Source organism: Sphingomonas sp. Root710, from assembly GCF_001429065.1.
GTDB lineage: Bacteria > Pseudomonadota > Alphaproteobacteria > Sphingomonadales > Sphingomonadaceae > Rhizorhabdus.
Genome location: NZ_LMIB01000020.1, coordinates 37,867 through 63,688, shown reverse-complemented (window position 1 = coordinate 63,688; position 25,822 = coordinate 37,867). Strand labels below are relative to the sequence as shown.

The 25,822-nt window shown below is 60.0% G+C and carries 22 protein-coding genes and 5 pseudogenes; 18 read left to right on the top strand and 9 right to left on the bottom strand.

What is annotated here, in order from left to right:
- Positions 1–5 precede the first annotated feature (5 nt).
- From ASE00_RS22470 to ASE00_RS23200, 15 genes and pseudogenes are all read left to right on the top strand, one after another.
- Positions 6–1,484, top strand: a complete 1,479-nt coding sequence (locus ASE00_RS22470) for a 2-hydroxymuconic semialdehyde dehydrogenase (protein ID WP_056384071.1) — start codon at positions 6–8, stop codon at positions 1,482–1,484.
- Positions 1,484–2,272 (top strand): fumarylacetoacetate hydrolase family protein, encoded by a 789-nt coding sequence (locus ASE00_RS22465; protein WP_056384069.1) that lies wholly within the window; start codon positions 1,484–1,486, stop codon positions 2,270–2,272. The genes ASE00_RS22470 and ASE00_RS22465 overlap by 1 nt, the downstream gene beginning before the upstream one ends.
- Positions 2,269–3,072 carry a 2-keto-4-pentenoate hydratase gene (locus tag ASE00_RS22460; RefSeq protein ID WP_056384067.1) on the top strand — a complete coding sequence of 268 codons (804 nt, stop codon included), beginning with the start codon at positions 2,269–2,271 and terminating at the stop codon, positions 3,070–3,072. Before ASE00_RS22465 ends, ASE00_RS22460 begins: the two co-directional genes overlap by 4 nt.
- Before the next feature lie 3 nt (positions 3,073–3,075).
- Positions 3,076–3,300: a 2-hydroxymuconate tautomerase gene (locus ASE00_RS22455; protein ID WP_056384065.1), complete on the top strand. Its 225-nt coding sequence runs from the start codon at positions 3,076–3,078 to the stop codon at positions 3,298–3,300.
- A gap of 4 nt (positions 3,301–3,304) precedes the next feature.
- On the top strand, positions 3,305–4,222 hold the full coding sequence (locus ASE00_RS22450) for an acetaldehyde dehydrogenase (acetylating) (protein ID WP_056384063.1): 918 nt from the start codon (positions 3,305–3,307) through the stop codon (positions 4,220–4,222).
- The gene (gene dmpG / locus ASE00_RS22445) at positions 4,219–5,259 is read left to right on the top strand and encodes a 4-hydroxy-2-oxovalerate aldolase (protein WP_056384061.1); all 1,041 of its coding nucleotides are present in this window, start codon (positions 4,219–4,221) and stop codon (positions 5,257–5,259) included. Before ASE00_RS22450 ends, dmpG begins: the two co-directional genes overlap by 4 nt.
- A complete protein-coding gene (locus ASE00_RS22440) occupies positions 5,207–6,217 on the top strand; it encodes a catechol 2,3-dioxygenase (RefSeq protein ID WP_235538796.1) in 1,011 nt (336 codons plus the stop codon). Before dmpG ends, ASE00_RS22440 begins: the two co-directional genes overlap by 53 nt.
- Before the next feature lie 139 nt (positions 6,218–6,356).
- A complete protein-coding gene (locus ASE00_RS23205; RefSeq protein ID WP_162256514.1) occupies positions 6,357–6,824 on the top strand; it encodes a nuclear transport factor 2 family protein in 468 nt (155 codons plus the stop codon).
- Positions 6,825–6,844: 20 nt separating this feature from the next.
- A complete protein-coding gene (locus ASE00_RS22425; RefSeq protein WP_056384054.1) occupies positions 6,845–7,708 on the top strand; it encodes an NmrA family NAD(P)-binding protein in 864 nt (287 codons plus the stop codon).
- A 629-nt stretch (positions 7,709–8,337) separates the two neighbouring features.
- Positions 8,338–10,986 (top strand): TonB-dependent receptor, encoded by a 2,649-nt coding sequence (locus tag ASE00_RS22415; protein ID WP_056384051.1) that lies wholly within the window; start codon positions 8,338–8,340, stop codon positions 10,984–10,986.
- A 213-nt stretch (positions 10,987–11,199) separates the two neighbouring features.
- Positions 11,200–11,970, top strand: a complete 771-nt coding sequence (locus ASE00_RS22410) for an SDR family NAD(P)-dependent oxidoreductase (protein ID WP_082594907.1) — start codon at positions 11,200–11,202, stop codon at positions 11,968–11,970.
- A gap of 97 nt (positions 11,971–12,067) precedes the next feature.
- A pseudogene (locus ASE00_RS22405) lies at positions 12,068–12,772 on the top strand (SDR family NAD(P)-dependent oxidoreductase); the annotation flags it as partial.
- A 449-nt stretch (positions 12,773–13,221) separates the two neighbouring features.
- Positions 13,222–13,404 (top strand): hypothetical protein, encoded by a 183-nt coding sequence (locus ASE00_RS22400; protein WP_056384045.1) that lies wholly within the window; start codon positions 13,222–13,224, stop codon positions 13,402–13,404.
- Positions 13,391–15,457: a recombinase family protein gene (locus ASE00_RS22395; protein WP_056384043.1), complete on the top strand. Its 2,067-nt coding sequence runs from the start codon at positions 13,391–13,393 to the stop codon at positions 15,455–15,457. The genes ASE00_RS22400 and ASE00_RS22395 overlap by 14 nt, the downstream gene beginning before the upstream one ends.
- Positions 15,458–15,482: 25 nt before the next feature.
- Positions 15,483–15,713 (top strand): annotated as a pseudogene (locus ASE00_RS23200) (transposase domain-containing protein); the annotation flags it as partial.
- 105 nt (positions 15,714–15,818) lie between these two features.
- Here the strand turns inward: ASE00_RS23200 and ASE00_RS24185 are convergent.
- The 9 genes and pseudogenes from ASE00_RS24185 to ASE00_RS22355 all read right to left on the bottom strand — a co-directional run bounded on the left by ASE00_RS24185 (position 15,819) and on the right by ASE00_RS22355 (position 22,962).
- Positions 15,819–16,358 (bottom strand): annotated as a pseudogene (locus ASE00_RS24185) (plasmid pRiA4b ORF-3 family protein).
- A 2-nt stretch (positions 16,359–16,360) separates the two neighbouring features.
- Positions 16,361–16,591 (bottom strand): annotated as a pseudogene (locus tag ASE00_RS23195) (transposase domain-containing protein); the annotation flags it as partial.
- Positions 16,592–16,617: 26 nt separating this feature from the next.
- On the bottom strand, positions 16,618–17,559 hold the full coding sequence (locus ASE00_RS22385; RefSeq protein WP_056384041.1) for a Gfo/Idh/MocA family oxidoreductase: 942 nt from the start codon (positions 17,557–17,559) through the stop codon (positions 16,618–16,620).
- A gap of 9 nt (positions 17,560–17,568) precedes the next feature.
- Entirely contained in the window at positions 17,569–18,408 is an 840-nt protein-coding gene (locus ASE00_RS22380; RefSeq protein ID WP_056384039.1) for a class III extradiol dioxygenase subunit beta, read from the bottom strand.
- Positions 18,408–18,812, bottom strand: a complete 405-nt coding sequence (ligA, locus tag ASE00_RS22375; protein ID WP_056384036.1) for a protocatechuate 4,5-dioxygenase subunit alpha — start codon at positions 18,810–18,812, stop codon at positions 18,408–18,410. Before ligA ends, ASE00_RS22380 begins: the two co-directional genes overlap by 1 nt.
- Positions 18,809–19,837 (bottom strand): aromatic ring-hydroxylating dioxygenase subunit alpha, encoded by a 1,029-nt coding sequence (locus tag ASE00_RS22370; protein WP_056384034.1) that lies wholly within the window; start codon positions 19,835–19,837, stop codon positions 18,809–18,811. The genes ligA and ASE00_RS22370 overlap by 4 nt, the downstream gene beginning before the upstream one ends.
- Positions 19,834–20,856: an amidohydrolase family protein gene (locus tag ASE00_RS22365; protein ID WP_056384032.1), complete on the bottom strand. Its 1,023-nt coding sequence runs from the start codon at positions 20,854–20,856 to the stop codon at positions 19,834–19,836. The genes ASE00_RS22370 and ASE00_RS22365 overlap by 4 nt, the downstream gene beginning before the upstream one ends.
- Entirely contained in the window at positions 20,853–21,728 is an 876-nt protein-coding gene (locus ASE00_RS22360; protein ID WP_056384030.1) for an NAD(P)-dependent oxidoreductase, read from the bottom strand. Before ASE00_RS22360 ends, ASE00_RS22365 begins: the two co-directional genes overlap by 4 nt.
- Positions 21,729–21,794: 66 nt before the next feature.
- Positions 21,795–22,962: pseudogene (locus ASE00_RS22355) on the bottom strand (LysR family transcriptional regulator).
- A 101-nt stretch (positions 22,963–23,063) separates the two neighbouring features.
- Here ASE00_RS22355 and ligK point away from each other — a divergent pair.
- Genes ligK through ASE00_RS22340 form a run of 3 tightly spaced genes read left to right on the top strand, consistent with a single transcriptional unit; the run spans position 23,064 to position 25,685 of the window.
- A complete protein-coding gene (gene ligK, locus ASE00_RS22350) occupies positions 23,064–23,738 on the top strand; it encodes a 4-carboxy-4-hydroxy-2-oxoadipate aldolase/oxaloacetate decarboxylase (protein ID WP_056384029.1) in 675 nt (224 codons plus the stop codon).
- Positions 23,731–24,798, top strand: coding sequence for a 4-oxalomesaconate tautomerase (locus ASE00_RS22345; RefSeq protein ID WP_056384027.1), 1,068 nt, complete (start codon positions 23,731–23,733; stop codon positions 24,796–24,798). The genes ligK and ASE00_RS22345 overlap by 8 nt, the downstream gene beginning before the upstream one ends.
- Positions 24,795–25,685, top strand: a complete 891-nt coding sequence (locus ASE00_RS22340) for an amidohydrolase family protein (RefSeq protein WP_056384024.1) — start codon at positions 24,795–24,797, stop codon at positions 25,683–25,685. The genes ASE00_RS22345 and ASE00_RS22340 overlap by 4 nt, the downstream gene beginning before the upstream one ends.
- Positions 25,686–25,822 lie beyond the last annotated feature (137 nt).

Genomic DNA, 25,822 nt, shown 5'->3' with positions numbered 1-25,822 from the left:
GCAAGATGCAAGAAGCTCCAAAGATCGAGCCAAAGCGGTTTCGGCACTTCATCGCAGGAAACTTTGTCGCGCGCGGCCCATGCTTCGACAAACTGAGCCCGGTCGACGGTGCAAAGATCGGTGAAATACACGAGGGCGGTGCCGCGGAAGTCGATGCTGCCGTCATAGCTGCGAAGCAGGCGCTCTCCGGCCCATGGGGAAAGATGAGCGCTTCCGAACGGGCGTTGCTGCTGCAGAAGGTCGCCGCTGAAATCACGCGACGATTTGAAGATTTTGTCCAAGCTGAAATGGCGGACACCGGCCAGCCGCGTTCGATGATGGAACATGCCTTCATTCCCCGGGCTGCGGAAAACTTCAGCATGTTCGCGGATCTCATAAAAAATGTTTCGGCAGAATCGTTCATGACGCCGACGCCGGATGGTGCATCTGCACTCAATTATGCGCTGCGCGTACCCAAAGGGGTAATCGGCGTCATCTGCCCTTGGAACGCGCCTCTGTTGCTAATGACATGGAAGGTGGCGCCGGCACTCGCGTGCGGAAACGCCGTAATCGTCAAGCCATCCGAAGAAACACCTGGCACTGCAACTCTGTTGGCCGAGGTCTTTGCTGCAGTAGGCGTGCCGAACGGGGTCTACAATGTGGTCCACGGTCGCGGCGCCGGGTCGGCCGGCGAATATCTCACCAAGCACCCCGATGTCGCTGCGATTACCTTCACCGGCGAGACAACGACAGGCGCAGCCATTATGCGCTCCGCCGCCGATCGTATCCGCGACGTATCATTCGAACTCGGCGGCAAAAATGCAGGTCTCATTTTCGCGGATTGCGATTTCGATGCCGCGGTCGACGGAATAGCGCGTGCGACCTTCATAAACTGCGGGCAAGTCTGCCTCGGAACCGAGCGTCTGTACGTTGAGCGGCCAATTTTCGACCGCTTCGTCGCTGCGCTCGCCGCTAAGGCAGAGTCGCTTGCGGTAGGTCCCCCCGGTGAGCAAGCGACGACCCTAGGGCCGCTCATCAGCGGGGAACACCGGCGCAAGGTTCTAAGCTATTACGACCGCGCCGTTGCAGATGGCGCGATAGTCGTAACCGGCGGCCATGTCCCTCATGTGCGGGATGATCTGGCGGGGGGGTTTTGGGTGCAGCCAACTATCTGGACGGGGCTGCCAAAGGACTCATCCGTGCTCCGGGAAGAGATTTTCGGCCCATGCTGCCACATAGCTCCCTTCGACTCAGAAGAAGAGGCGGTCGAACGTGCCAACGATACGGAATACGGATTGGCGACGACAATCTGGACACGTGACCTCTCACGCGCTCATCGTCTTGCCGCGAAGATCGACGTGGGCGTGGCTTGGGTGAACAGTTGGTTTCTCCGCGATCTACGCACAGCTTTTGGTGGCTCGAAGCAATCGGGCATCGGGCGCGAGGGCGGCGTCCACTCGCTCGAATTTTACACTGAGTTGCGCAACGTTTGTGTGAAGCTCTAATGGCGCTCGATAATCTCACGGTCGACCGATACGGCGATGAACTGTTTGAAGCGCTGAGCTGCCGGGCGACCGTGGCACCGCTACGCAATCGAGTGCCGGGTATGACTATCGCCGACGGATATCGCATCCAGGAACGCATGGTCTCGCGCATGATTGCGGCCGGCGATAGCATCGTCGGCAAAAAGATCGGCGTCACCTCGAGGGCCGTACAGGACATGATGCAGGTGTTCGAGCCTGATTTCGGCCAATTGACTGCCAGCATGGAACATCGCAGCGGCGATGTGCTGGCGATGAACAAGATGATCCAGCCGCGGATCGAGGGTGAGATTGCCTTTGTGCTCAAGCAAGATCTGACTGGGCCGGGACTCACCGCCGTCGACGTCTTAGCGGCAACGGCTCATGTCGTGCCGTGCTTTGAGGTTGTGGACAGCCGGATCGACAATTGGGATATCCGCATTCAGGATACAGTTTCGGACAATGCGTCATGCGGCGCTTATGTATTGGGTGGCACGCCGGTTGATCCGCGCGACGTGGACCTGAGTCTTGTCGGACTGCTGATTGAGAAGAATGGCGAGTTGGCGGCTACCGGTGTGGGCGCTGCCGTCCAAGGCTCCCCTGTCAACGCCGTCGTCTGGCTGGCCAATCGGTTGGGCGCGCTGGGCGTTACCTTTCGCGCAGGCGAGCTGATTCTCTCGGGATCGCTCGCAGCGCTGGTGCCTGTCGCAGAAGGCGACAAGATTATCGCTCATTTCGGTGGCCTAGGGCACTGTGAGGTATCGTTCCAATGACCGCCTCACTAAACACGGAACAGCTTAGCGCGATCGCGCGGCTTGTTGACGAAGCCCAAGCGAGTGGTCAGTCGCTTCCGCTTCCGACGGCCCAACATAAAAATTTTGATATCGCCTGCGGCTACGCCGTGCAGGATTTGTTGCGTGAACGGTGGCGGGCGCGTGGTCGGAGGTTGGTCGGCTACAAGGCGGGGCTTACATCACGCGCGAAGATGGCACAAATGAAGGTCGATGTACCGACCTTTGGCTTCATCACCGCCGACATGGCGGTACCGGACGGCGGTATCTGTTCCACGAAATTGCTTTCGCGTCCACGTGTCGAGCCAGAAATCGCGTTTCTGCTGAAACCCGATATTCCGCCCCTCCTGCAGACTGAAGCAGACGTACTTGCGGCCACTGCGTTCATTACCCCGGCAATCGAAATCATCGATTCTCGATACTCAGATTATAAGTTCGATCTGCCTAGCGTGGTGGCCGACAACAGTTCTTCAGCGCATTACGTTATCGGCGGCTGTCCTCGACGTCCGGACCAGGTCGATCTTCGCACGATCGGCATCGTCGTCCTGCAAAATGGCGAGATTGTGGGCGAAGCGGCCTCGGGCGCGGTGTTGGGCAATCCCGTACGCACGATCGTGATGCTCTCGAATTGGCTGGCCGATCGCGGCGAGGCCATGGCAGGCGGATCGCTCATCCTCACCGGGGGGGCGTGTGAAGCGCGGCAGGTTTCAGCCGGAGATTCGGTCTGCGCTCGTTTCCAGGGCATGGGCGACGTCATCGTACGCTTCGCAGGTGAGGACTGAGTCATGCCAATTGTCGAAGTCCATATTATGGAGGGTCGCACGGTCGAGCAGAAGCGCGCGATGGTGGCTGCCGTCACACAAGCCCTCTCCTCGACGATGGCTGCGCCGGAGAGCGCAGTGCGCGTCATCATCCATGAACTCGTGCCCGAACATTACGGGATCGGCGGCATCACGGCCGGCGAGCAACCACCAGGGCATTTGGCCATTTTGAAAGACAAAGGAGCATAGGGTCATGAACCGCGTTCGTTGCGCCATTATCGGCTCGGGCAACATAGGCACTGACCTAATATATAAGCTGCAGCGCAGCGACATTCTGGATCCAGTCTGGCTGGTCGGCATCGATCCGCTGTCAGACGGATTGGCCCGCGCCAGCGGCATGGGCCTCAAGACCACTGCGGAAGGCGTGGACGGACTGTTGCCGCACGTGAAGGCCGACGACATCCGTATCGCCTTCGACGCGACGTCGGCCTACGTCCATGCCGAAAATTCGGCGAAGCTGACTGCGCTAGGCGTGCTCATGATTGATCTCACGCCTGCGGCAATAGGCCCCTATTGCTGTCCCCCGGTCAACCTTGCGGAAGTGGCGAAAAGCGGTGTCACTAACGTCAACATGATTTCCTGCGCTGGTCAGGCGACCATCCCAATGGTGCACGCGGTGTCGCGAATACAGCCGGTGGATTATGCGGAAATCGTCGCAACTGCGGCGTCGAAGTCGATCGGCCCCGGCACGCGCGCCAATCTGGACGAGTTCACCTATACTACTTCTGGAGCCGTAGCTGAAGTAGGCGGCGCAAAGCGCGGAAAAGCTCTTGTTATCGTCAATCCCGCTGAGCCGCCGCTGATGATGCGCGACACAATCTATTGCCTTACCCAGAGCACGCCCGATGAAGCAGCTGTCCGCGACTCCGTTTATGCAATGGTGGACGAAGTGAAGCAGTATGTGCCGGGGTATCGGCTGGTGAACGGACCTGTATTCGACGGGAACAAGATATCAATCTTCGTAGAGGTCGAGGGGCTTGGCGATTATCTTCCCAAATATGCCGGCAATCTCGATATCATGACGGCGTCGGCCGTCCGAACGGCGGAACTATTCGCGGAACGCATGATCGCAGCGGTCGGGTCAGAGCGAGAAAAGGAGGTAGCACGATGAAGTCGCATCTGGAGGGGCGTAAGGTCCTGCTGCATGATATGTCGCTCCGCGACGGCATGCACGCGAAAAGAGAGCAGATCTCGGTCGATCAAATGGTCTCCGTCGCCCGTGCACTTGATGACGCCGGGGTGCCGCTGCTTCAGGTGACGCATGGTGCCGGGGTCGGCGGCAATTCGTTGCAACATGGTTTTTCGCTCCATACCAATGAGGAATATCTCAACGCGGTAGTGCCAGAGTTGAAGCGCGCTAAAGTGTCGGTTTTGCTGATACCAGGACTAGGCACAATGCAAGACCTCAAGTCCGCTTACGATTGCGGCGCGCGCAGCGTCCACGTTGCTACCCACTGCACGGAAGCGGACACGACCCCGCAGCACATCGCATTCGCGCGCGAACTGGGTATGGACACGACCGGCTTCCTGATGATGGCGCATCTCAATTCGGTTGAGGGTATCGTCCGGCAGGGAAAGCTTATGGAATCCTACGGCGCACAGACGGTGTACATTACCGACTCCGCCGGAACGATGCTGCCGGAGGATGTACGCGTACAGGTGGATGCGCTGCGGCAGGAGCTAAAGCCTGAAACTGAGGTCGGCTTTCACGGCCATCACAATCTCGCCATGGGCGTCGCGAATTCGATCGTCGCGATCGAAGCAGGTGCTAGCCGGATCGACGCCTCGCTCGCTGGCCTCGGCGCGGGGGCTGGCAATACGCCGCTCGAGGTGCTTGCAGCTGTTTGTGAGCGGATGGGAATAGAGACGGGATGTGATCTCTTCAAGCTCATGGACGCGGCCGAGGACATCGTCGTGCCCATGATGGACCGGCCCGTGCGGATCGATCGCGACTCGCTGACCATAGGGTATGTTGGCGTCTATTCGACGTTTCTGCTGCACGCCAAGCGCTCGGCTAAGGCGCATGGTGTGTCATCACGCGATATCCTCGTGGAACTCGCGCGTCTTAAGATGATTGGCGGGCAGGAAGATATGATTGAAGACACTGCGCTTACGATGGCGCGCGAGCGTGCATCCGAAGCCGCTTGAAAAAGACTGGAGAGGATTAGCGACGATGTCTATGAGAGGTGTCTTGAGATTAAGCGAAGTTCAGATCCGGGTGATGGATTTAGCTGCCGCACGCGAGCATTACGGTGCGAGGATGGGCCTTCATGAGGTCATGCAAGACGAGAAGGGCCTCGTCTATTACAAGCCATGGGACGACCATGAGCATCACAGTTTTATTTTACGCGAGGCGGATGCGCCCGGTATCGATTACGTGGCATTTCGCGTTTATGATGATTCGACGTTGACAAGGCTGACAGCCGGGATCGAGTCTTTCGGCCTGAGGGTCGAACACATTGCGGCGGGCGTATACCCTAAGAGCGGTCGGCGAATTCAGTTCGTCGCGCCCAGCGGCCACTTAATGCAGCTTTATGCCGAGAAGGAACTGACGGGAAATACGCTGGGCTATCATAATCCCGGCGTAACACCTGATGAGGGCGTCATCCGCGGCTATCGTGTCAACCGGCTGGATCACGTGTTGCTGGGCGGGCCAAATATCGACGAATGCGCTCGTTTATTCTGTGACGTGTTCGACTTCGATCTCAGTGAGAAAATCATCGATGCCAAAAATGATATGTCACTAGGCGTATTTCTGAGTTGCTCGACAAAACCTCACGACATTGCATTCCAGCTTCAGGATCAACCGAACCGATTTCACCATGTGTCCTTCTTTCTGGAGTCGGTTAGCGATCTCTACAAGGCGGCGGACCTAATCGGAAAGTATCGCATTCCAGTCGAGGTGCCGCCCAACCGTCACGGGGTGACCCGCGGCGCAACCGTATATTTTTTCGATCCCTCTGGGAATCGCAACGAAGTGTTCGCCGAAGGCTATGTTCATTATCCTGACACGCCGACCCTGATCTGGGATACGGACGAGATCGACCATCTTGGCTTCACCCATGACAATCACATGCGACAAAGCTTCTTCGACGTTCTTACTTAAGTTGTTGAGACAAGACTCAGCACCTTTGATTTTACGTTGAAGCCTCGGCGCGCCATATGTCGCTGATAATGCTTAGTCGCATGCCAGGTGTGCGTTATGCCAAGTCATCGACATGTTCCAAATTGTAAGGTATCGAGATATGGAAGATTTCCAAGAATCTATTCGGCAATTGCTTGATCGCCAAGAAATCACCAGCATATTGTATCAATATTGTCGTGGCATGGATCTTCTTGACATGGACTTGCTCGCCGGCGCGTTTACGGAAGACGGCTTCCTCGACATCGGTCCGGAGGAGCGCCTGCAGACCCGAGGGGCGAGCGCCATTCATGAAGGTATGAAACGCATGAAGCGTTTCTCGCGTAGTTCTCATCATCTTTCTAATATTCAGATCGATTTCGAGGGTACCGATCGGGCAAATTCTGTCAGCTATATCTGGGCGTGGCATGAATTGCCCGATGGACACACCGGGACGATGACCGGTCAATATCACGACGAGCTTGTGCGTACGGCTTCGGGCTGGCGGATATCCAAGCGCCAACTTCGCATGAGTGGCAATGACGCAGGCTTCACCGTTCCGGTCCATCGCGCCGAGCGAAATCAACTTTAGCCCACACTCGGAGTAGAGACGTGAAAAAGGTTCTTATTCTTGGGGCCAGCGGTACTGTCGGAAGTCATCTGCTTAGACAAATCGCACGTCAAGAGCCGGACCAGAACCTGGCCTTCATTTGCGCTTGCCGCTCTTTTACGGCGAAACAAAAAGTGGAGGCGCAAGGTTTTGCTCCTATATCCTTTGATCTTGACGATGTGCAAAGCGTGCGCGCCGGATTGGAAGGCGTCAGAACGATATTCCTACTGAAGCCCTATGGTCTTAAGATGCTGAATTATGCCAAGACCGTCATCGACTCGGCGGCGTCTGCAGGTGTTAAGTCGATCGTCAATTTAAGCGCCTTCGGACCTGACAACAGCGAGATCGATTTGCTGACGTGGCACCGGTTGGTTGACAGCTATGGCGATCACTCGAGTCTTTCCATAACCCATTTGCGGCCAGGGTTCTTTATGGAAAGCTTGGCGTCCCGTATTAATCTCGAGGCCGGCGTAGTCTACGATCTTTCGGACGGCCTTCCTGTGCCTTGGGTCGCCGCTACGGACATCGCCCGGGCTGCGGCTATGGTTATCAGCGATCCTGAAGCTCATGCCGGTCGTGCTTATTCGTTGGTCGCTGAGTTCGCTTCCGCACATGGTATTGCTGCGATATTGGAGGAAATGACCGAGCAGAAGTTCGAGGTCACGGCTATGGACGAAGGCGCAATGATTGAGACTCTGATTGCCCGTGGGCGTGAAGCGGTGTTCGCGCGCGCGATTGTCGAGTATGGCAAAGCTGCGCCTAGGTTCCCAACGTTCAATGTGACGGGATCAGTCGAGGCGATCACGCGCGCGCCCGCCGTCACGTTGCGGCATTTTCTCGCCAACAACGTAGTCCGCCGGGACTGAATTCCGCGCTCGGTTATAGACGACGCAATCGGCGGAAAATGGTCGATCGAACGGCTGGGGATGTGGAAAATCGTTCATTAGAATCGAGTCTTTCATGAGGGAGCTAGCGCGATTGGGGCTGGAGTCGACGCAATTCTTTTTGGGGGGAGGCGTCGCGGCGAGACGATCTGCCATCATGCAGCCAGGTTGCTTTGACCAAGCGCGGTTCATTTTTTTGAAGCAGGGTTTCGAGATTGCGAAGACTTACGATCGGGCTAAGCCGGGCGACCCCGACCATGTGAGCCGCCCATACCGTCGAAGGCTATGCGGCACGATCGCTCGATTGTGATGTCGCCCAATCTGCGACGGTTATGGTCACTATGATGATTGCGCGCCGTACAATTTTGTCAAACTTACTCTGGCGAAGACAAATTTGTCCGTTAGCCCCGCTACATCCTAAACAGAAGGCGGCGGCTGGGCAGCCTACCCGGACTTGGCACGAGTCTTGCTAAGCAGAATGAGATTCGAGAAGTCACATTTAAATATTCAGAGACAACGATTTCGAGACCTCGTTACAAGACGAGTAGCCGGTCTAATACTCGAATAAAAAGATAATGATTTGTGGAATAACATAGGAGAGAGGGGTATTTATGAGACATAGTGAAGTCTTGCTCGCTACTGCAGCAAGCGCAGCGATAGTTTTCTCCTGCGGGCCGGCTTGGGCTCAAGCAGAGGCCGCCGAAGGGAACGAAATCGTCGTCACAGCCAACAAGCGTACCGAGAGCATCAACAAAGTCGGCCTATCAGTTACCGCAGTCTCAGGAGGTGTGCTCACCGAGCGCAGAGCGACGTCGCTTGAAGATATTGGTTCGATTGCGCCGGGCCTCGTCTACACCCCATCCACTAGCAATACGCCGATCTTCACTCTGCGCGGCGTCGGCTTCAACGAAAGCTCGCTCGGTGTTTATCCGGCGGTCAGCGTATATGTCGATCAGACTCCACTTCCGTTCCCTGTAATGGCTAGCCATGCGGCATTCGACCTGGAGCGGGTCGAGGTCCTGAAAGGCCCGCAGGGAACATTATTTGGTCAGAATTCAACGGGCGGCGCAATCAACTATATCGCGGCTAAGCCTACCGGTACGTGGCAGGCGGGCGGCGATATCAGCTACGGGCGGTTTAATCAAATCGACGGAAATGCATTCATAAGCGGCCCGATCTCGGACTATGCCGGGCTACGGTTGGCGGTGACAGGGCTTCACTCCGACGATTGGCAGAAAAGCTACACGCGCGACGACACGAATGGTAAGCAATCCTATATCGCAGGGCGACTGACACTGGAACTCAGGCCAAGCGATCCAATCAGTCTTCTGTTCACCTTCAACGGCTGGCGTGACACGTCGCAGCCGCAAGCCCAGCAGTTGATCGCGACGCATGAGCAGGATGGACAAGGTGGCAGCAAGGCGTTGGACGCCCAGGTCCTCAACGACCCGCTGCGTAACAGCTATTCACCGCCATTTGGTGGGGGCTCGTCGGCCGAGATGACCTATCCGTTCCCAACCATCTATAATTCGCGAGTTGCTGACTGGACCAACGTGGCTTTGGATCCGAATACGTCGCCCTCCGTGCAACCCGGGTCACCCTTTTCCCCACCGAACGGTGTAACGGGTTCGTCGGATCCGGCGCTGGCCAGCATGACGAGTTTTGATCCATTCAGCGATCGAAAATTCTGGCAGGCGGCCCTGCGGGCGGATATCAAGGTGGGAGGAGGTATCGTACTGACGTCGCTGTCGTCCTACGCACGGTATAAGCAAGATCAGAGAACCGATGGCGACGGCATGGCGATTGTAGGATTTGATCTTCAGTCAGACATCGGCCGGATCAATTCGTTCAATCAGGAGCTGAGGCTGGCGAATGATCCGGCTCGCAGATGGCGTTGGGTACTTGGGGCAAATTATGAAAGAAGTAATACGTTCGAAGATCAGCTGTTAAGATATTTCGCAAATCCGCAATTCGCAGCGGCCAAGGATTATATCAACGCAAGTGGAGATAGATTGTCCCAGCACATTGATAACGTGGCTATTTTCGTTAGTTCAGAGTTTAACTTAACAGATCGGCTGACCTTCAAGGCGTCTGGGCGTTACACAAAATCGAAAATCCATGCGATCAATGCGGCGTATACCCTAGCGAACGGGAATGTAGATAAATTATTCAACTTCCTGGGGGGGCCTCTTTTAGGCGGTAACAGTTTTGCCCCTATCGGACCGGCCGATAGCTACACTTTGAATGGGGATCCGGCCAATGTCGCGACCTTGCCGAAGGGTCTGACTATCAACAGTCCGGTTACCACTAGCGGTTTTCTCAATCTCGGCATTCCCGGCGTTCCGCTTGACGCCACTCTTAGGCAGGACAATGTGTCTTGGCGGTTCGGGATGGATTACAGGGCGAATGACGATATCCTGCTATATGCGAATGTGTCGCGTGGATACAAAGCAGGGAGCTTTCCGACCCTGGCAGCCGCATCTTACGTTTCTGGCCTGCCCGTCACCCAGGAGCAGGTGACCAGCTACGAAGCGGGCGTAAAGGCGACTTTGTTTGACCGTAAGGTCCAGGCAAATGCAGCGGCCTTTTATATGGACTATCGCAACAAGCAGGTTCGCGGCAAGTTATATGATATTGTCTTCGGGACGCTTGATACTTTGACCAATGTACCAAGGTCACGCATCTGGGGCATCGAAGGCGATATTACGATTCGTCCGATCAATGGTCTGACCGTCAGCACCGCGGTGACTTATCTCAATAGCAAGGTTCAGGATTTTGTAAGCTTTGACATTTTCGGAGGGGTGGACAATTCCAACTTCAATCCGGCAGGTGTTAACACCGAAAACCTCAAGGGCAACGTCTTGCCTTACACGCCAAAATGGTCCGGTTCGATTAATGTCGATTACCGTCGCGAACTCGGCAATGGCGGTGCCTCGTTTGTCGGGTTCACCGTGAATGCAAAATCTGGTCAGGATGCGGCCATCGGCGGAGGCACCGCCACCCTGCCTCTCATGCCTGGCAATCGTTTCCGTATCGCGCCCGGCATTGGCCTTCATCCCTATACCATTGACCCCTATGCTACGGTCGACGCGAGGTTGGGATATGAGTTCCCCAATAGCCAATGGAAAATGATGGTCTGGGGCAAGAATATCTTCAACAAATATTACTGGACGGCTGTCATTCCGTCGAATGACTCCTCGGCACGCCTCGCAGGTCGTCCGGCGACCTATGGGGTCATGATCAGCTTCAAGTTCCAATGATGCTTATCAAATAGGCGTCCAGGCGAAATGGGTGATGTTCCAGTATTCCGCGGATATTTTCAAAAGTAAGTTTTAACAAGATCATGTAGTGCTGCGTTAGATTTGACGACTCTATTGTATAAGCTGTCGCGCTCCTCGAGCGAGCACGGACAATTTGGCATTGGCGCAGTAGCGCCAAGCGGCCGTTCTGATTTCGAATGAAAGGAGAGCGACGTGGTTGATCTGGAAGGGCGCATCGCACTGGTGACGGGCAGTTCGCGGGGCATCGGTGCAGCGGCATCTCGAGCCCTTGCGGGTGCCGGTGCCTTGGTCATCGCAACCGCTGTCGTTCCGCCGGACGCGCTAGCCAACGAAATCTGCGGCTTCGCGCGGGCGCTGGACGTGACGCAAGAACGTGCATGGGCCGACGCAATGGCTTTCGCCCACGAGGAAGCTGGGGGACTGGATATCCTAGTCAACAACGCAGGGATCTTTGCTATAGGCGCGATTGGCAGCATAAGCCTTCAAGAATGGCGGCGTATCCAGGCTGTCAACGTCGAGGGAGTCTTCCTTGGGTGCAAGCACGCTGTGCCGCTCATGTCCCAACGCGCAACGCAATGGGTCGGGGGTTGCTCAATCATCAATATGTCATCGGTAGCGGCGCTGCGTGGCTCGCCGGAGTTCACCGCTTATGCAGCTTCTAAAGGTGCAGTGCGGATTATGACGAAATGCCTGGCATTGGAGATCGCCGAGCATAAGATCAGGGTCAATTCCATACATCCTGGCTTGATCGAAACTGAGATGGGCCGTCAACTTGTGCAAGACATTGCGCGACGGCACGGTAGCGAGGACATCTCTCCGGGTGCGAGAACCAACTCCGATGAGCCACTGGCCGGTGCGGGAAAGCCTGAAAATATCGCCGATGCGATACTGTTTCTGGCGTCCGACAGCGCCGCTTTCATGACGGGCGCAGAACTCGTCGTCGACGGCGGCGCAACTGGCTGATTTGATCACGTCGACTTGTAAAGGCGAGCGAGATCATGGCGCGAGCTTAGACGATAGTTACTCAGAACTGCGAGGCTATTCGACGCTGGGGTACACGATGACATTGGTGAATGATATATTTTCGTTGAAGGGTCGGACGGCGGTAGTGACAGGCGCGGCGAGTGGCTTAGGCCGTGAATTTGCCTATGCTTTGGCAAGCGCTGGCGCTGATGTCGCGCTGATCGACATCAACGCGGACGGCTTGAACGAAACGGCTCAGCGCATCAGGGGGGTGGGGCGGCTTGCCTTTCCATACACCGCAGACGTTTCAGATGAGGCGCAGGTCGCGGCCACGTTCCAAGACCTCCTCATGACGGTGGGCCGTCTCGATATTTTGATAAACAATGCAGGTGTTGCAGATTTATCTCAACGCAAGATACATGAGTATTCAGCCACTGATTGGCGAAGAATGATCGACATAAACTTAAATAGTGTATTTTACTGCTCGCGCGAGGCTCTTAAGTTGATGAATTCGCAAAAGTCTGGTAAGATTATAAATATCGCTTCCATATGGGGGTTGGTGGGCGGTGGCTTTATCACTGCCGCAGCGTATACCACAACGAAGGGGGCGGTCGTAAACTTAACTCGTGAGATGGCACTCGAGTACGCGCCGCACGGCATTCAGATTAATGCCATCTGCCCGGGGTTTCACAGAACTGCGCTAGGTGATTTTGACGATCCCGATTTAGCGAAGCTCATCATTAGTCACACTCCCGCCAGCCGGATCGCCTGCGCCGAAGAGTTGCGGGGAACCATAATTTACCTTGCCTCATCAGCATCGGATTTCATGTGCGGTTCGATAATCGTCGTCGACGGGGGGTTTTTGGCCCAGTAAAGATCGGCGGCGCGTTGTCGGCCACGATCTGAGCCGACGAAGAGCCAAGACTTGCGACCCAGGGCCATCTCGCAGACATTCTGCCCATGTCGGGCGCGACGTCGTTATCTGGTATCGGTGGCATCCGTATTTCGAGCGCACGGTTCGATGCGAGTATACGGAGGATCGGGCAACCGGCAGAGTCGCTCATATCGTCGTGCGCCACGGCGAGGTGATTGTCGTTCCGGCGTGGATGCTGGATCGCGGCGTTTGCGAGGCGTTCAGCCTGGGCAGCCCTCGTGTCACCGTGGGTGCGCTCACCGATCTCCATAATCTCTTGATCAAAGCCGGTCTTCGACATGCGCTGCTGAGCGGATCGAACGCTCAGGAGGACATCGATGAAGCTCTTGCACCCACCGACGCGGCTGCCGGTGCCACGCCAACTGATCATGCCACTCGACTCCAGAAGCCTGGACGGTCTGACGAGGGCCCAGCGCGACGTTGCGGTGGCAAGCCTCGCCAAGCTGCTGATGGCGGCCGCAGGCGTCTCGGACGAGGAGATGACCGATGACCGCCGGTAATCTTCTTCCCATGGCCCTGCTGCGGCGCAAAGCCGTCGTCTACGTCCGACAGTCGACACCCCAACAAGTGAACGCCAACCTTGAGAGCCAGCGCCGGCAGTACGAGCTTATCGATGTCGCTCGCCGTTGGGGATTCCGTGATGTCGAGGTCATCGACGAAGATCTTGGCCGCAGCGCCAGCGGTGCAGTCGAGCGTCCCGGGTTTGAGCGTCTCGTCGAAGATCTGTGCACCGGTCATGTCGGCGCCGTCCTGTGCCTGGAGGCCTCGCGCCTCTCCCGCAACGGACCAGACTGGCACCGGCTTCTGGAGCTGTGCGGCCAGGTTGACGCCCGCGTCATCGATATCGATGGCATCTATGATCCAGCCAAGCCGAACGACCGGCTCTTGCTCGGCATGAAGGGCAACATCAGCGAGTTCGAGCTTTCGGTCATTCGCGCGCGCATGTACGAAGCTGCGCGGCAGAAAGCCCAGCGCGGCGAGCTGCGCATCAGCGTCCCGATCGGCTACATCTGGCATCGCGATTACGGCCTCAGCTTCGATCCGGATATTCGGGTGCAGGAGGCCATTAGGCACATCTTTGCCCGCTTCCGCGAGATTGGCAGCGCCCGGCAGGTGCTGATCGCGCTCACTGCGGAAGGGATGCATTTCCCGCGTCCGTCCGACGGCAAGATGATGATCTCTTTTGACTGGGTGCCGATACGCTACCGCAACGTCATCAGCGTACTCAAGAACCCGTTTTACGCCGGCGTCTATGTATACGGGAAGACCGAGAAGCGCACCGAGATCATCGCTGGCCGGGTCCGCAAGAGCTATGGCCACCGCAAGTCTTATGACGACTGGGGCGTCATGCTCAGGGACCATCATGCCGGCTATGTCGGCTGGGACGAGTTCGAGCGGAACCAGAAGATCCTCGCGACCAACGCCTATGGCAAGGCCGGCGGCGTAAAATCCGGCCGCGGCGGCAAGGCGCTCCTTGCTGGCATGCTTACCTGCGGTCATTGTGGTCGCCGCCTTTGCGTCGTTTATGTCGGTCGGCGCAGAGGCTATCATGTCTACCGCTGCGACCGTTCGAACCTCATGCTGGCCCGGCCACGATGCATGACCACCAATGGCGATCGAACCGATGCAGCGATTTCGGAGGAACTGCTTCGCGCTGTGGCCCCCATGGCGATCGAAGCGGCTTTGGAGGCGGAGCGCATGCATCTCGAGGGCGAAGCGCAAAGGCGACAGATGGTCGAACTGGACCTCCAGCAGGCCCGCTACGAAGCCTCGCTGGCCGAACGGCGCTATGCTGCCTGTGATCCAGATAACAGATTGATTGCCGCGCAGCTCGAGAAGAGCTGGGAAGCGACGCTTCGCCGCGTCGAGGCCTGCGAGGCGCGGCTCAACGATCGACAAGCCGATCAGGGCGATGTGCCTGACTTCGCGGGCCTGGCCAATGATCTCAAGGCAGCGTGGGCCGATCCCGATGTCGACATGCGCTTCCGGCAACGGCTTTTGCGCGCGCTGGTCAAAGATATCGTCGCAACCACCGACAAAGATGCGCAGGAAGTTGAGCTCACCATCCATTGGCAGGGCGGGCAGCATTCGCAGGTCCGCATCCGCAAGCCTAAGTCTGGAGAGCACACCAAGAGCACGCCGGAAGAGGCAATGGCCATCATCCGCTCGATGGCCACACGCTGGTCCGACGCTGACGTCGCTGCCACCCTCAACCGCATGGGCATGCGCACTGGCCAAGGCAAGAGCTGGACCGGCCACCGCGTCAGCTCGCTGCGCCGTGTCCACAAAATCGAGGGCTATAAATCGGCCGGTACAACCCGCGGCGAATGGCTCACCATGTTGGAAGCCGCTACGAAGTTGGGCGTTACCAGCCACAAAATTCGCCGTGCTGTCGAAGCTGGTTTGCTTCCGACCGAGCAGATCATGCCCGGAGCACCTCATCAAATCCGCGCTGTTGACCTCGAAAAGCCCGAGATCCGCGCCGCGATCTCGCGAAAAGGTCCGTGTCACGCTCACGACCAAAACCAGGAATCCCTGTTTTCCGCCATTTGAAAAGGAGCAGCACAATGAATCAGGCATCGCCCTGGGCCGGAAAAACTGGCTGTTTGCAGGATCAAAGGCGGGCGGTGATCGGGCCGCCGCCATCTACTCCATCATCGAGACTGCCAAGCTCAATGGCCTCGAACCGCAGGCCTACATCGCCGATGTCATCGCCAAGATCGCTGGCAACTGGCCTGCCGCGCGCTGGGATGAACTCATGCCCTGGAACTGGCAGCTAGATCAGCAACCGATCGCCGAAGCTGCCTGATCTGCGGCCTCCAGCCCACGCTTACCGAAGGCCGCGCATGCTATGACTTTGTCTTAGGACTGGCTTTGCGGCGTGATTTGGGCTCCCAGGCCATGGCGAGATCCATCAAGCCATCAAGCGAATAGCGATCTTGGTGATATCGATGTTGTTGGGATCGAAATCCGCTGTTCCCCGTTCGAGCATGTGCTTCTGTTCGGGGTGGTCAGGATTAGCGAGTGCTGCGAGATATCCTTCATAGCCGGAAGGGCCACCGACATCCTCGGGCGGGCATCGGCCGTTGGCGGCCAGGAGCGATGGATAAGGGAATCCCGGTACGCCGGCTTCGATCCGCTCGACGGTTACGGTAGGATCCCAATAATCGCTAAAATCATAGATATAGTGGAATGTCTTGCCGCCTCAGTCCTCGAGCGCGGCCCGAAGGCTGATCTTGCGGGCATCGCTCACATCGGACGGATAATCGGCGTCGGGAATGCCGAACGCCGCCTCGCCTGCAAACCGGAACTGGTAGAGATGGCTGTCGGTCCCGCCCATGGCGACCTGTAATGCGGTGTGGAGGCGATGCAGCTTTATCGAGAGCGGCACCTCGATGCGGCGCATGATCTTCGGCTCGACATCCTTCAGGACGATTTTGAGACGAGCAATCAAGGTTACGCTGCAGCTTGAAGCGGGGGCTGGCGGTCACGCCACTCCCAGGGAAGCAGCTCATGGAGACTATGCTGCGGAATGCCAGCGATGCGGGCGAGGACGTCGGCGAGCCAGGCCTGTGGATCGACATCGTTGAGCTTGGCGGTGATGACGAGCGAATAGAGATCGGCGGCACGTTCTCCGCCGCGGTCGGATCCTGCGAACAGCCACGACTTGCGCCCGAGAGCGATACCCTAATTAAGTCGAGCACGAACAGTCGCTATCTCAACAGTTGCTGTTCGAGTTCGCCGAGCACGCGGTAGCAATCGAACACCTGCGCGACCGAGCTGTTGGGCTCGCGGCCTTCGCGGATCGCGGCGATGAACTCGCGGTCCTGCAGCTCGATGCCGTTCATCGACACGTCGACCTTGGACACGTCGATCGGCTCTTCCTTGCCATTCACCAGATCGTCGTAGCGCGCGATATAGGTGCCGTCGTCGCAGATATAGCGGAAGAAAGTGCCGAGCGGCCCGTCATTGTTGAAGCTCAGCGACAGGGTGCAGATCGCGCCGCTCTCGCTCTTCAGCTGGATCGACATGTCCATCGCGATGCCCAGCTCGGGATGGATCGGCCCTTCGATCGCATTGGCCTTGACGATCTTGCCCGCCTGATAGGCGAACAGGTCGACGGTGTGCGCGGCATGATGCCACAGCAGATGATCGGTCCAGCTGCGCGGCTGGCCCTTGGCGTTCATGTTCTTGCGGCGGAAGAAATAGGTCTGCACATCCATCTGCTGGATGTTGACCTCGCCCGCGACGATCTTGTTGTGGATGAACTGGTGGCTCGGATTGAAGCGGCGGGTGTGGCCGACCATGCCGACGAGCCCGGTCTCCTTCTGGACGCGCAGCACTTCCTCGGCATCGGCCAGGCTGTCAGCGAGCGGAATCTCGACCTGGACATGCTTGCCCGCCTTCATGCAGGCGATCGCCTGGGCCGCGTGCATCTGGGTCGGGGTGCACAGGATCACCGCGTCGACATCGTCGCGCGCCAGCGCCTCGTCGAGTTCGGTGGTCGCATGGATCGCACCATAATTGTCGGCGACTTCCTGCGCCTGTTCGAGCCCGCGACTGATGATCGAGGTGACCGTCACGCCTTCGATATTCTTCAGGCCGTCGAGATGCTTTTCGCCGAAGGCGCCGGCGCCTGCCAATGCTATACGCATGAGAAATTCCTATTCGGGTTGAAGGACGATGTGCCCGACCGCGGTGTTGCTCGCGGGCACGTGATAATGGCGGTGGAGGGTGCGGGTGGTCTTGCCGAGCGCGCCGCGCATGATCAGCCACATGACCAGCTCGATCCCCTCCGATCCCACCTCGCGCAGATATTCGATGTGCGGCATGTGGCGCAGTTCCTGGGTGTCGCCTTCGAGCAGGTCGAGGAAGCGATTGTCCCAGGGCTGGTTGATCAGTCCCGCGCGCGGACCCTGCAACTGGTGGCTCATCCCCCCGGTGCCCCAGACCTGGACATCGAGATTCTCGGGGAAGCTCGCGACCGCCTTGGCGATCGCCTCGCCCAGCGACCAACAGCGATTGCCCGAGGGCGGCGGATAGGTGACGACGTTGACCGCGAGCGGGATCACCCGGCACGGCCACTCCTGCGGCTTGCCGAAGACCATCGACAGCGGGACGGTCAGGCCGTGATCGACCTCCATCTCGTTGATCATCGTCATGTCGAATTCGTCGAGGATGCAGCTCTGCGCGATATGCCAGGCGAGGTCGGGATGCCCCTTCACCACCGGCACCTGCCGCGGCCCCCAGCCTTCGTCGGCGGGCGCATATTCCTCGCCGCACCCGATCGCGAAGGTCGGGATGATCTTCATGTCGAACGCCGAGGCATGGTCGTTATAGACGAGGATGACGACGTCGGGCTTCTGCTCGGCCTCCCACGCCTTGGTCCATTCATAGCCGGCGAAGGCGGGCGCCCAATAGGGTTCGGCGGTCTTGTCGAAATCCGACGCGAAGCCGAGCGCGGGGATGTGGCTCGTCGCCACGCCTGCGGTGATGCGGGCCATCAATATTTGTCCTTGATCGAGCGCTGGCCTTCGGGCGAGCGGCCTCCGGCAACCATCATCGCCAAATAATCCTCCAGGGTCATGCCGCTCATCGTGCTGACCGCCTGCAGGAAGCTCAGCCCGTCGGTCGAGAAGACCTTCGCCATGAAATAGATATTGCCGCCGAGATCGAGCAGCCGGTTGTAATCGCGGTCGAGCACCGCCTGTTTCTGCGCCTCGGTCATCGGCCACTGGTCGAGATAGGCGCGCTCGTCGGCCTTCCAGCGGTCGCGGTTCTCGGCCTTCATCAGGCTCATCGCGAACTGGTTGAGGTGATAGCCCTGCCGCGCGCGCTTCGCGGTGAAGACGCGGGTGCCCGGAATATCGTCGAACTGGGCGAGATAGTCGTGGATGTCGTTGCTCATGCCGGCTCCATTTGCCTTTCCCGCGCACGATCGATGATCCGGCGAACGCGCACTCCGCCCTCGTCGATCTGATAGGCGCGCAGCTTCAGGTCGGGATTGGCGGCGATCGAACGCTGCTGCGCTTCCAGCACGACGATATCCTCGTTGAACACCACATTCTGCTGCTTGCGGAACCCCGCGGTGAAGCCGGGATCGTCGGCCGCGAAATTGCGCGCCATGCCCCAGAAATAATGCGTCGTCGTCTCGCTTTCGGGCGTCATGAAGTCGATCACGAAGCCGCGCACGCCCTGATCATGATCCTCGATCGTAGCACCCGCACCCACCGGCGCGACCCCGACGTCGATCATCACCACCGACGGCAGCAGGAAATGGCAGATCTGCCAGCGGTCGACCGGCCCCGGCTTCTTCAGCGCCCCGCGCCAGAAGGGCGGGGCGTCGACCCCGGGCATCCAGCGGCTGACGCGAACATGATCGCCGTCCACCTCGGTCTCGATCTCCGCTTCCATCAGCTCGGGCTGGCCGATCGATCCGTTGTGGACATAGGTCTCGTGTGTCAGGTCCATCAGATTGTCGATCAGCAGGCGATAGTCGCAGGCGATCGGGCTGTAGCCGCCATCGAACACCCAGCCCTCGGCCGAACAGGGCCAGAGATCGGGGATCAGCGCGGGATCGGCCTTCGCCTTGTCGCCCACCCACAGCCAGATGAAGCGATGCTTCTCCGCCACCGCGAAAGTCTCGACGCACACCGCCTTTTTCACCGCCGCGGTCTTGAGCGGCATCTCCTCGGCGGCGCCGTCGGGGCCGACCCGAAGGCCATGATAGCGGCAACGCAAGGAGTCATCCTCCTTGATACCCATCGACAGCGGCAGCAGCCGGTGCGGGCAGGCGTCGCGCATCGCCACGACATTGCCGTCGAGCTTGCGGTACATCACCACCGGCACGCCGCAGATCGTCCGCGCGAACGGCGCGCGATCGACCTCGGAGTCCCAGGCCGCGACATACCAGCTGTTCTCGAGCCAGGTCACAGGCCCCGGGCCTTCAGCTCCGCATCGAGCCGCGGGAAGACGCGCCGGGCATTCCCCTCGAAGATCGCGCTGCGCTCGGCGTCGCTGATGTCGAGCGCGTCGATATAGCGCTTGGTGTCGTCGAAGTAGAAACCGGTCTCGGGATCGATCCCGCGCACCGCGCCGACCATCTCGGATCCGAACAGGATATTCTTGTTCTCGATGACGTCGGCCAGCAGGTTGATCCCCGGCTGGTGATAGACGCAGGTGTCGAAATAAACATTGTTCATCAGATGCCCGGTGAGCGCCGGCTTCTTGAGCATGTCGGCGAGCCCGCGATAACGGCCCCAATGATAGGGCACCGCGCCGCCGCCATGCGGGATAATGAAGCGCAGCGACGGGAAGTCGGCGAACAGGTCGCCCTCGATCAGCTGCATGAAGGCGATCGTGTCCGCCGCGATATAATAAGCGCCGGTCGCGTGCAGCCCCGGATTGCAGCTGCCCGAAACATGGATCATTGCCGGCACGTCGAGCTCGACCATCTTCTCGTAGAAAGGGTACCAGAAGCGGTCGGTCAGCGGCGGATGCTTGAAATGGCCGCCGCCGGGATCGGGGTTCAGGTTGCAGCCGATGAAGCCCATGTCGACGCAGCGTTCCAGCTCGGCGATCGATCCGGCCATGTCGGCGGCGGGCGACTGCGGCAGCATGCAGACGGGCGCGAAGATCTCGGGATAGAGATCGACGCAGCGCTTGATCAGGTCGTTGTTCGCGCGCGCCCAGGCGATCGAGACGCTCTCGTCACCAACATGCGGTTCCATCGCGGAGGCGCGGGGGCTGAAGATCGTTATGTCCGCGCCGCGCTCGCGGAGCAGGCGGATCTGGTTCTTCTCCAGGCTCTCGCGGATCTCGCCGTCGGAAATCGACGGATAGGCGGGGGCGGGCTGCCCTTCCTTGAACGCCGCCTTCTGCTGCTGGCGCCAGAGGTTATGCGGCTCGGGCGACGTTGTGTAATGCCCGTGGCAATCGATCACCAAGCTCATGCGGCCTGATTCCTGTTCCTGTGGATTTGTCCGATCTTGGCCGGCAGTCCGGCATCGGGCTGCATGAGGCCGAGGGCGCCGATCGCTCGCTGCCGCTCGACCGTGCTGCGCGTCATCGCGCTGCCGGTGCCGAGCGCGTCGAGCGTCTTGACGACCTCCTCCATCTCGGCGGCGCGGCGCAGCCCGTGCACCATCATCCGGTCGAGATTATAATCCGCTCGCTCGCCCCAGGGCCTCGCCTTCTCGCTGGCGTCGAGCGAGGCGAGGACTTCATCCGAGACCCCGGCGGCTTCGGCGGCGAGGAAGCATTCGGCGGTCAGCGTTTCGATCCCCTTCACCATCACCGAACGGATCATCTTGATCGCGGACGCCCGGCCGATCTCGCTGCCGACGACGCGTCCCTTGGCGAAGCCAAGCGCGGCGAGCGCCGCCAGCGCCTCGTCCGCCCGTGCGCCGCTGATCAGCAGCGGCACCGAAAGCCGCGCGGGCTCGACCGGCGCCATCACCGCCACGTCGACATAGGCCCCGCCCGCGGCTTCGATGATCTTCGCCGCCGCGCGCTTGGTATCGGGTGCGACGCTGTTCATGTCGCAATAGAGCGTGCCCGGCGCGATCGATGCCGCAGCCTCGCGCGCCGCAACCAGCGCCTCGTCGGCGGTAACCAGCGAAAGGATGATGCCCGCACCCCGGATCGCATCCACCATATTGTCGCAACCGTCGATGCCGGCGGCCGTATATTCGGCCCACTTGGCATTGCGGGTGGCGGGATCGTCGGTCAGCCGGTCATAGACGCGCGCGCCGCTCCAGCGCGCCGCCGAAGCGAAGGTGCGTCCGGCTTCGCCGAAGCCGATAAGTCCAAGCATCTTCTCCATTTGATCGGCATGGCGCTATCGGTGCGGCTCATCCAATCGATTTGCCGCTCTGTCTATTAGAATATACTAAGATTTGCGATACTCAGCTGTTTGCGTGCTCGTGCGTAGCATGTCGACAAACCGCGATTGCAACGCTGTCGGACGCCAATCCTCCCTTGTCGTTATGCCGATCGTCCGGCTGATATCGCCCGGAGCATCGCCAACCGCGGTCAGCAATCCCGCCGCCACCTCGACCGCGAGCTGATCGGTCGACAACAAGGTCAGGAAATCGCTGTCGATCAGCATCTGGCGCACCATCAGCGCCGACCCGCATTCGATCGCGACCCTTGGCGCGGGCACGCCGGCGGCTTCGAACATGACGCCCCACTGCGTACGCAGCGGCGTTCCCTGCGCGGGCACGATCCAGGGATAGCGCAGCAGATCCTCCGGACCGAAACTGCCGCCCATCGCCGCGAGCGGATGGCCCGTTCGCGCGAAAATCAGCGGGCGATCCTCGAACAGGGGCCGCTGCGCGATCCCGTCGGGCATCTGCGGCCGAAGCGCGCCCACGAGCAGATCGATCTCGCCATCGCGCAACGGGCCGACAAGTTCGGGGTGCGAGCCTTCGATCACCTTGAGATCGACCCTGGGGATGGCGCGCGTGGAACAGAGCGATCACCTCGGGCAGGAGACGCGCGCGCGACAAGGGCATCGCTCCGATCACGATCCGGCCGACCTCGCGCCCCTGCAGCGCGTGCAACTCGGCCAGACCCGACGCGAGTTCGGCCACCGCCAGCCGCAGATTGCGCGCCACGCTCGCGCCGCGTGCGGTGAGCGCGATGCCGCGGCCGCGCCGTTCGACGAGTTTCTGGCCCAGCCCGATCGAGAGATCGCCGACCGCGCGATGCAATGACGCTTCGCTGAGCCCGGTTTTGGCGCTGGCACCGGCATAGCTGCCGCTACTCGCGAGCGCGAGGAAGGCGCGGATCTGGGCGCTGGTCGCACGGCGGCTGCCGATCAACCGCAGCGCCGCCTCGCAGCGCGGCGCGAAGATCTGCGCGGCATCAGTCGGCACCATCGCCTCGGGCCGCCGATCGAACAGCGGCAGGCCGAGCTGCGCCTCCAGCTTGGCGATCCCCTGGGTAATCGCGGGCTGGGTGAGATTGACCGCGCGCGCCGCGCTGCTGATACGCCCGCTGGCGATGATCGCGGCCATGGCGCGCAGATGGCGGATGTTCAAAGCGAAGGTGTCCATCACCCATTCTTAGCAAAAGCTTATGGACTTGGCATGATTCGCATTTGTGGCGGCGGGCGGGCGCGTCCATCTGCAAAATCGCATAGGTGAGAGGAGCTGACATGTCGGGTATCGTGGTGCGCAATATCGAGCGCGCGGATCTGGCCGTGATCGACGGGCTTGCGCATTGCGGCGTTTCCACCGTCCATGAGGCGCAAGGGCGCACCGGCCTGCTCGCATCCTATATGCGGCCGATCTATCCGGGCGCGCGCATCGCGGGCAGCGCGGTGACGATCTCGGCCCCGCCGGGCGACAACTGGATGGTCCATGTCGCGATCGAACAGCTCCAGCCGGGCGACATCATCCTGCTCGCGCCGACCAGCCCCTGCACCGACGGTTATTTCGGCGACCTCCTCGCCACCTCGGCGATGGCGCGCGGCTGTCGCGGGCTGATCATCGACGCGGGCGTGCGCGATGTCCGCGACCTGACCCAGATGGGCTTCCCCGTCTGGTCGAAGGCGATCCATGCGCAGGGCACGGTCAAGGCGACGCTCGGCTCGGTCAACGTCCCCATCGTCTGCGCCAATGCGCTGGTCAATCCGGGCGACGTGGTGATCGCCGACGATGACGGCGTGTGCGTCGTGCCGCGCGCGAATGCGGCCGAGGTCCTCGCCGCCGCGCAGGCGCGCGAGGCCAATGAGGAAGCCAAGCGCAAGCGCCTCGGCGCGGGCGAACTGGGCCTCGACATCTATGACATGCGCGGCAAGCTCGAGAAGATGGGCCTCAAATATGTCTGACGGCGCACAAAGCGGCATAAGCTGCATGTGGATGCGCGGCGGCACATCGAAGGGCGGCTATTTCCTGAAGGGCGACTTGCCTGCCGACACCGCCGCGCGCGACGCCTTTCTGCTCGGCATGATGGGATCTCCCGACGAGCGCCAGATCGACGGCATGGGCGGCGCCGATCCGCTGACCAGCAAGGTCGCGGTCGTATCGCGCTCGACGCGGGACGGAGTCGATGTCGACTATCTGTTCCTGCAGGTCTTCGTCGATCAGGCGATCGTCACCGACGCGCAGAATTGCGGCAATATCCTCGCCGGGATCGGCCCTTTCGCGATCGAGCGCGGGCTCGTGGCGGCGACCGGCGACGAAACCCGCGTCTCGATCTTCATGGAGAATACCGGGCAGATCGCCGTCGCGACGGTGAGCACCCCCGGCGGGATCGTCTCTTATGCGGGCGATGCGAAGATCGACGGCGTCCCTGGCAGCGCTGCGCCGATCCCGCTCGAATTCCGCGACACCGCCGGGTCGTCCTGCGGCGCGCTGCTGCCGACGGGCAACGCTTTCGACGAGGTCAATGGCGTTCGCGTGACCCTGATCGACAATGGCATGCCCTGCGTCGTCATGAAGGCCGAGGATGTCGGCGTCTCCGGCTATGAAAGCCGCGACGATCTCGATGCCAATGACGACCTCAAGGCGAAGATCGAGGCGATCCGCCTTGCCGTCGGGGAGCGGATGAACCTGGGCGACGTCACGGCGAAGTCGGTTCCCAAGATGATGCTCGTCGCTCCGCCGAAGCATGGCGGCGCGGTGACGGTGCGCAGTTTCATCCCGCATCGCGCGCATGCCTCGATCGGTGTGCTCGGCGCGGTCAGCGTCGCGACCGCCTGCCTGATCGAGGGATCGCCCGCCGCCGAAGTGGCGATTGTCCCCGCCGGCAACCGCAAGACGCTCTCGGTCGAGCATCCGACCGGCGAGACGACCTGCGTGATGGAACTGGACGAGAGCGGCACGGTGACGAGCGCGGCGATGCTGCGCACCGCACGCAAGCTGATGGACGGAGAGGTTTTCGCATGAGCACCACCAGTGACGGCCGGATCCTCAGCTGGCATCCCAACCCCTCCAAACCACATTTCGTACCGCCGCCCGGCGCGGTCGACGCGCATTGCCATGTGTTCGGGCCCATGGCGGAATTCCCGTTCAGCGCGGGGGCCAAATATCTGCCGGGCGATGCCGGGCCCGAGATACTGTTCGCGCTGCGCGACAGACTGGGCTTCGATCGTAATGTCATCGTCCACGCGAGCTGCCATGGCACCGATAACGCCGCGAGGCTGAACGGCATCGCCAGATCGAACGGCAAGGCGCGCGGGGTCGCGGTGGTCGATCCGGCGATCAGCGATGCCGAGCTGGAGGCGCTCCATGCGGGCGGCATCCGCGGAGTTCGCTTCAACTTCCTCAAGCGGCTCGTCGACAATGCGCCGAAGGACAAGTTCATCGAGATCGCAAAGCGGATCGCGCCGCTCGGCTGGCATGTCGTGATCTATTTCGAGGCCGACATCCTCGAGGAGCTGCGCCCCTTCCTCGACGCCATCCCCACCCTGATAGTCGTCGATCATATGGGGCGGCCCGATGTGCGGCAGGGCCCCGACGGGATCGACATGAAGGCGTTCCGCGCGCTGCTCGACAGCCGCGACGATATCTGGACCAAGGTCACCTGCCCGGACCGGCTGGAAGAGCCCGCAGGGCCGCCGTGGAATGATTTCGTCGGCGCGGTTCGCCCGCTGGTCGAGGATTATCCGGATCGCGTGCTGTGGGGCACCGACTGGCCGCACCCAAATATGCAGAATGCGGTGCCCGATGACGGGGCCCTCGTCGACGTCATCCCGCGCATCGCAAGGACGGCGGAGCTTCAGCAGAAGCTGCTCGTGACCAATCCTTTGAGGCTATACTGGTCTAGAGAGTAGTGGGATCGGATGATGGGCATGGCCTGCTCGGGGCCAGATTTGGCCAACTTGTCGTTTGACAGGATACTGACACGGGCGACCGAGCTGTTGATCGGATGCCGCCGCGTTCAAAGCATGTTCAACCCATGATTTTTGGG

What these genes read in the sequence shown, in the direction of transcription:
- ASE00_RS22360 (WP_056384030.1), bottom strand. Translation starts at nt 21,728, where the DNA reads ATGGAGAAGATGCTTGGACTTATCGGCTTCGGCGAAGCCGGACGCACC.
- ASE00_RS22365 (WP_056384032.1), bottom strand. Translation starts at nt 20,856, where the DNA reads ATGAGCTTGGTGATCGATTGCCACGGGCATTACACAACGTCGCCCGAG.
- ASE00_RS22395 (WP_056384043.1), top strand. Translation starts at nt 13,391, where the DNA reads ATGACCGCCGGTAATCTTCTTCCCATGGCCCTGCTGCGGCGCAAAGCC.
- ASE00_RS22450 (WP_056384063.1), top strand. Translation starts at nt 3,305, where the DNA reads ATGAACCGCGTTCGTTGCGCCATTATCGGCTCGGGCAACATAGGCACT.
- ASE00_RS22415 (WP_056384051.1), top strand. Translation starts at nt 8,338, where the DNA reads ATGAGACATAGTGAAGTCTTGCTCGCTACTGCAGCAAGCGCAGCGATA.
- ASE00_RS22465 (WP_056384069.1), top strand. Translation starts at nt 1,484, where the DNA reads ATGGCGCTCGATAATCTCACGGTCGACCGATACGGCGATGAACTGTTT.
- ASE00_RS23205 (WP_162256514.1), top strand. Translation starts at nt 6,357, where the DNA reads ATGGAAGATTTCCAAGAATCTATTCGGCAATTGCTTGATCGCCAAGAA.
- ASE00_RS22380 (WP_056384039.1), bottom strand. Translation starts at nt 18,408, where the DNA reads ATGGCCCGCATCACCGCAGGCGTGGCGACGAGCCACATCCCCGCGCTC.
- ASE00_RS22385 (WP_056384041.1), bottom strand. Translation starts at nt 17,559, where the DNA reads ATGCGTATAGCATTGGCAGGCGCCGGCGCCTTCGGCGAAAAGCATCTC.
- ASE00_RS22455 (WP_056384065.1), top strand. Translation starts at nt 3,076, where the DNA reads ATGCCAATTGTCGAAGTCCATATTATGGAGGGTCGCACGGTCGAGCAG.
- ASE00_RS22400 (WP_056384045.1), top strand. Translation starts at nt 13,222, where the DNA reads ATGAAGCTCTTGCACCCACCGACGCGGCTGCCGGTGCCACGCCAACTG.
- ligK (WP_056384029.1), top strand. Translation starts at nt 23,064, where the DNA reads ATGTCGGGTATCGTGGTGCGCAATATCGAGCGCGCGGATCTGGCCGTG.
- ASE00_RS22340 (WP_056384024.1), top strand. Translation starts at nt 24,795, where the DNA reads ATGAGCACCACCAGTGACGGCCGGATCCTCAGCTGGCATCCCAACCCC.
- ASE00_RS22470 (WP_056384071.1), top strand. Translation starts at nt 6, where the DNA reads ATGCAAGAAGCTCCAAAGATCGAGCCAAAGCGGTTTCGGCACTTCATC.
- ligA (WP_056384036.1), bottom strand. Translation starts at nt 18,812, where the DNA reads ATGAGCAACGACATCCACGACTATCTCGCCCAGTTCGACGATATTCCG.
- ASE00_RS22345 (WP_056384027.1), top strand. Translation starts at nt 23,731, where the DNA reads ATGTCTGACGGCGCACAAAGCGGCATAAGCTGCATGTGGATGCGCGGC.
- dmpG (WP_056384061.1), top strand. Translation starts at nt 4,219, where the DNA reads ATGAAGTCGCATCTGGAGGGGCGTAAGGTCCTGCTGCATGATATGTCG.
- ASE00_RS22460 (WP_056384067.1), top strand. Translation starts at nt 2,269, where the DNA reads ATGACCGCCTCACTAAACACGGAACAGCTTAGCGCGATCGCGCGGCTT.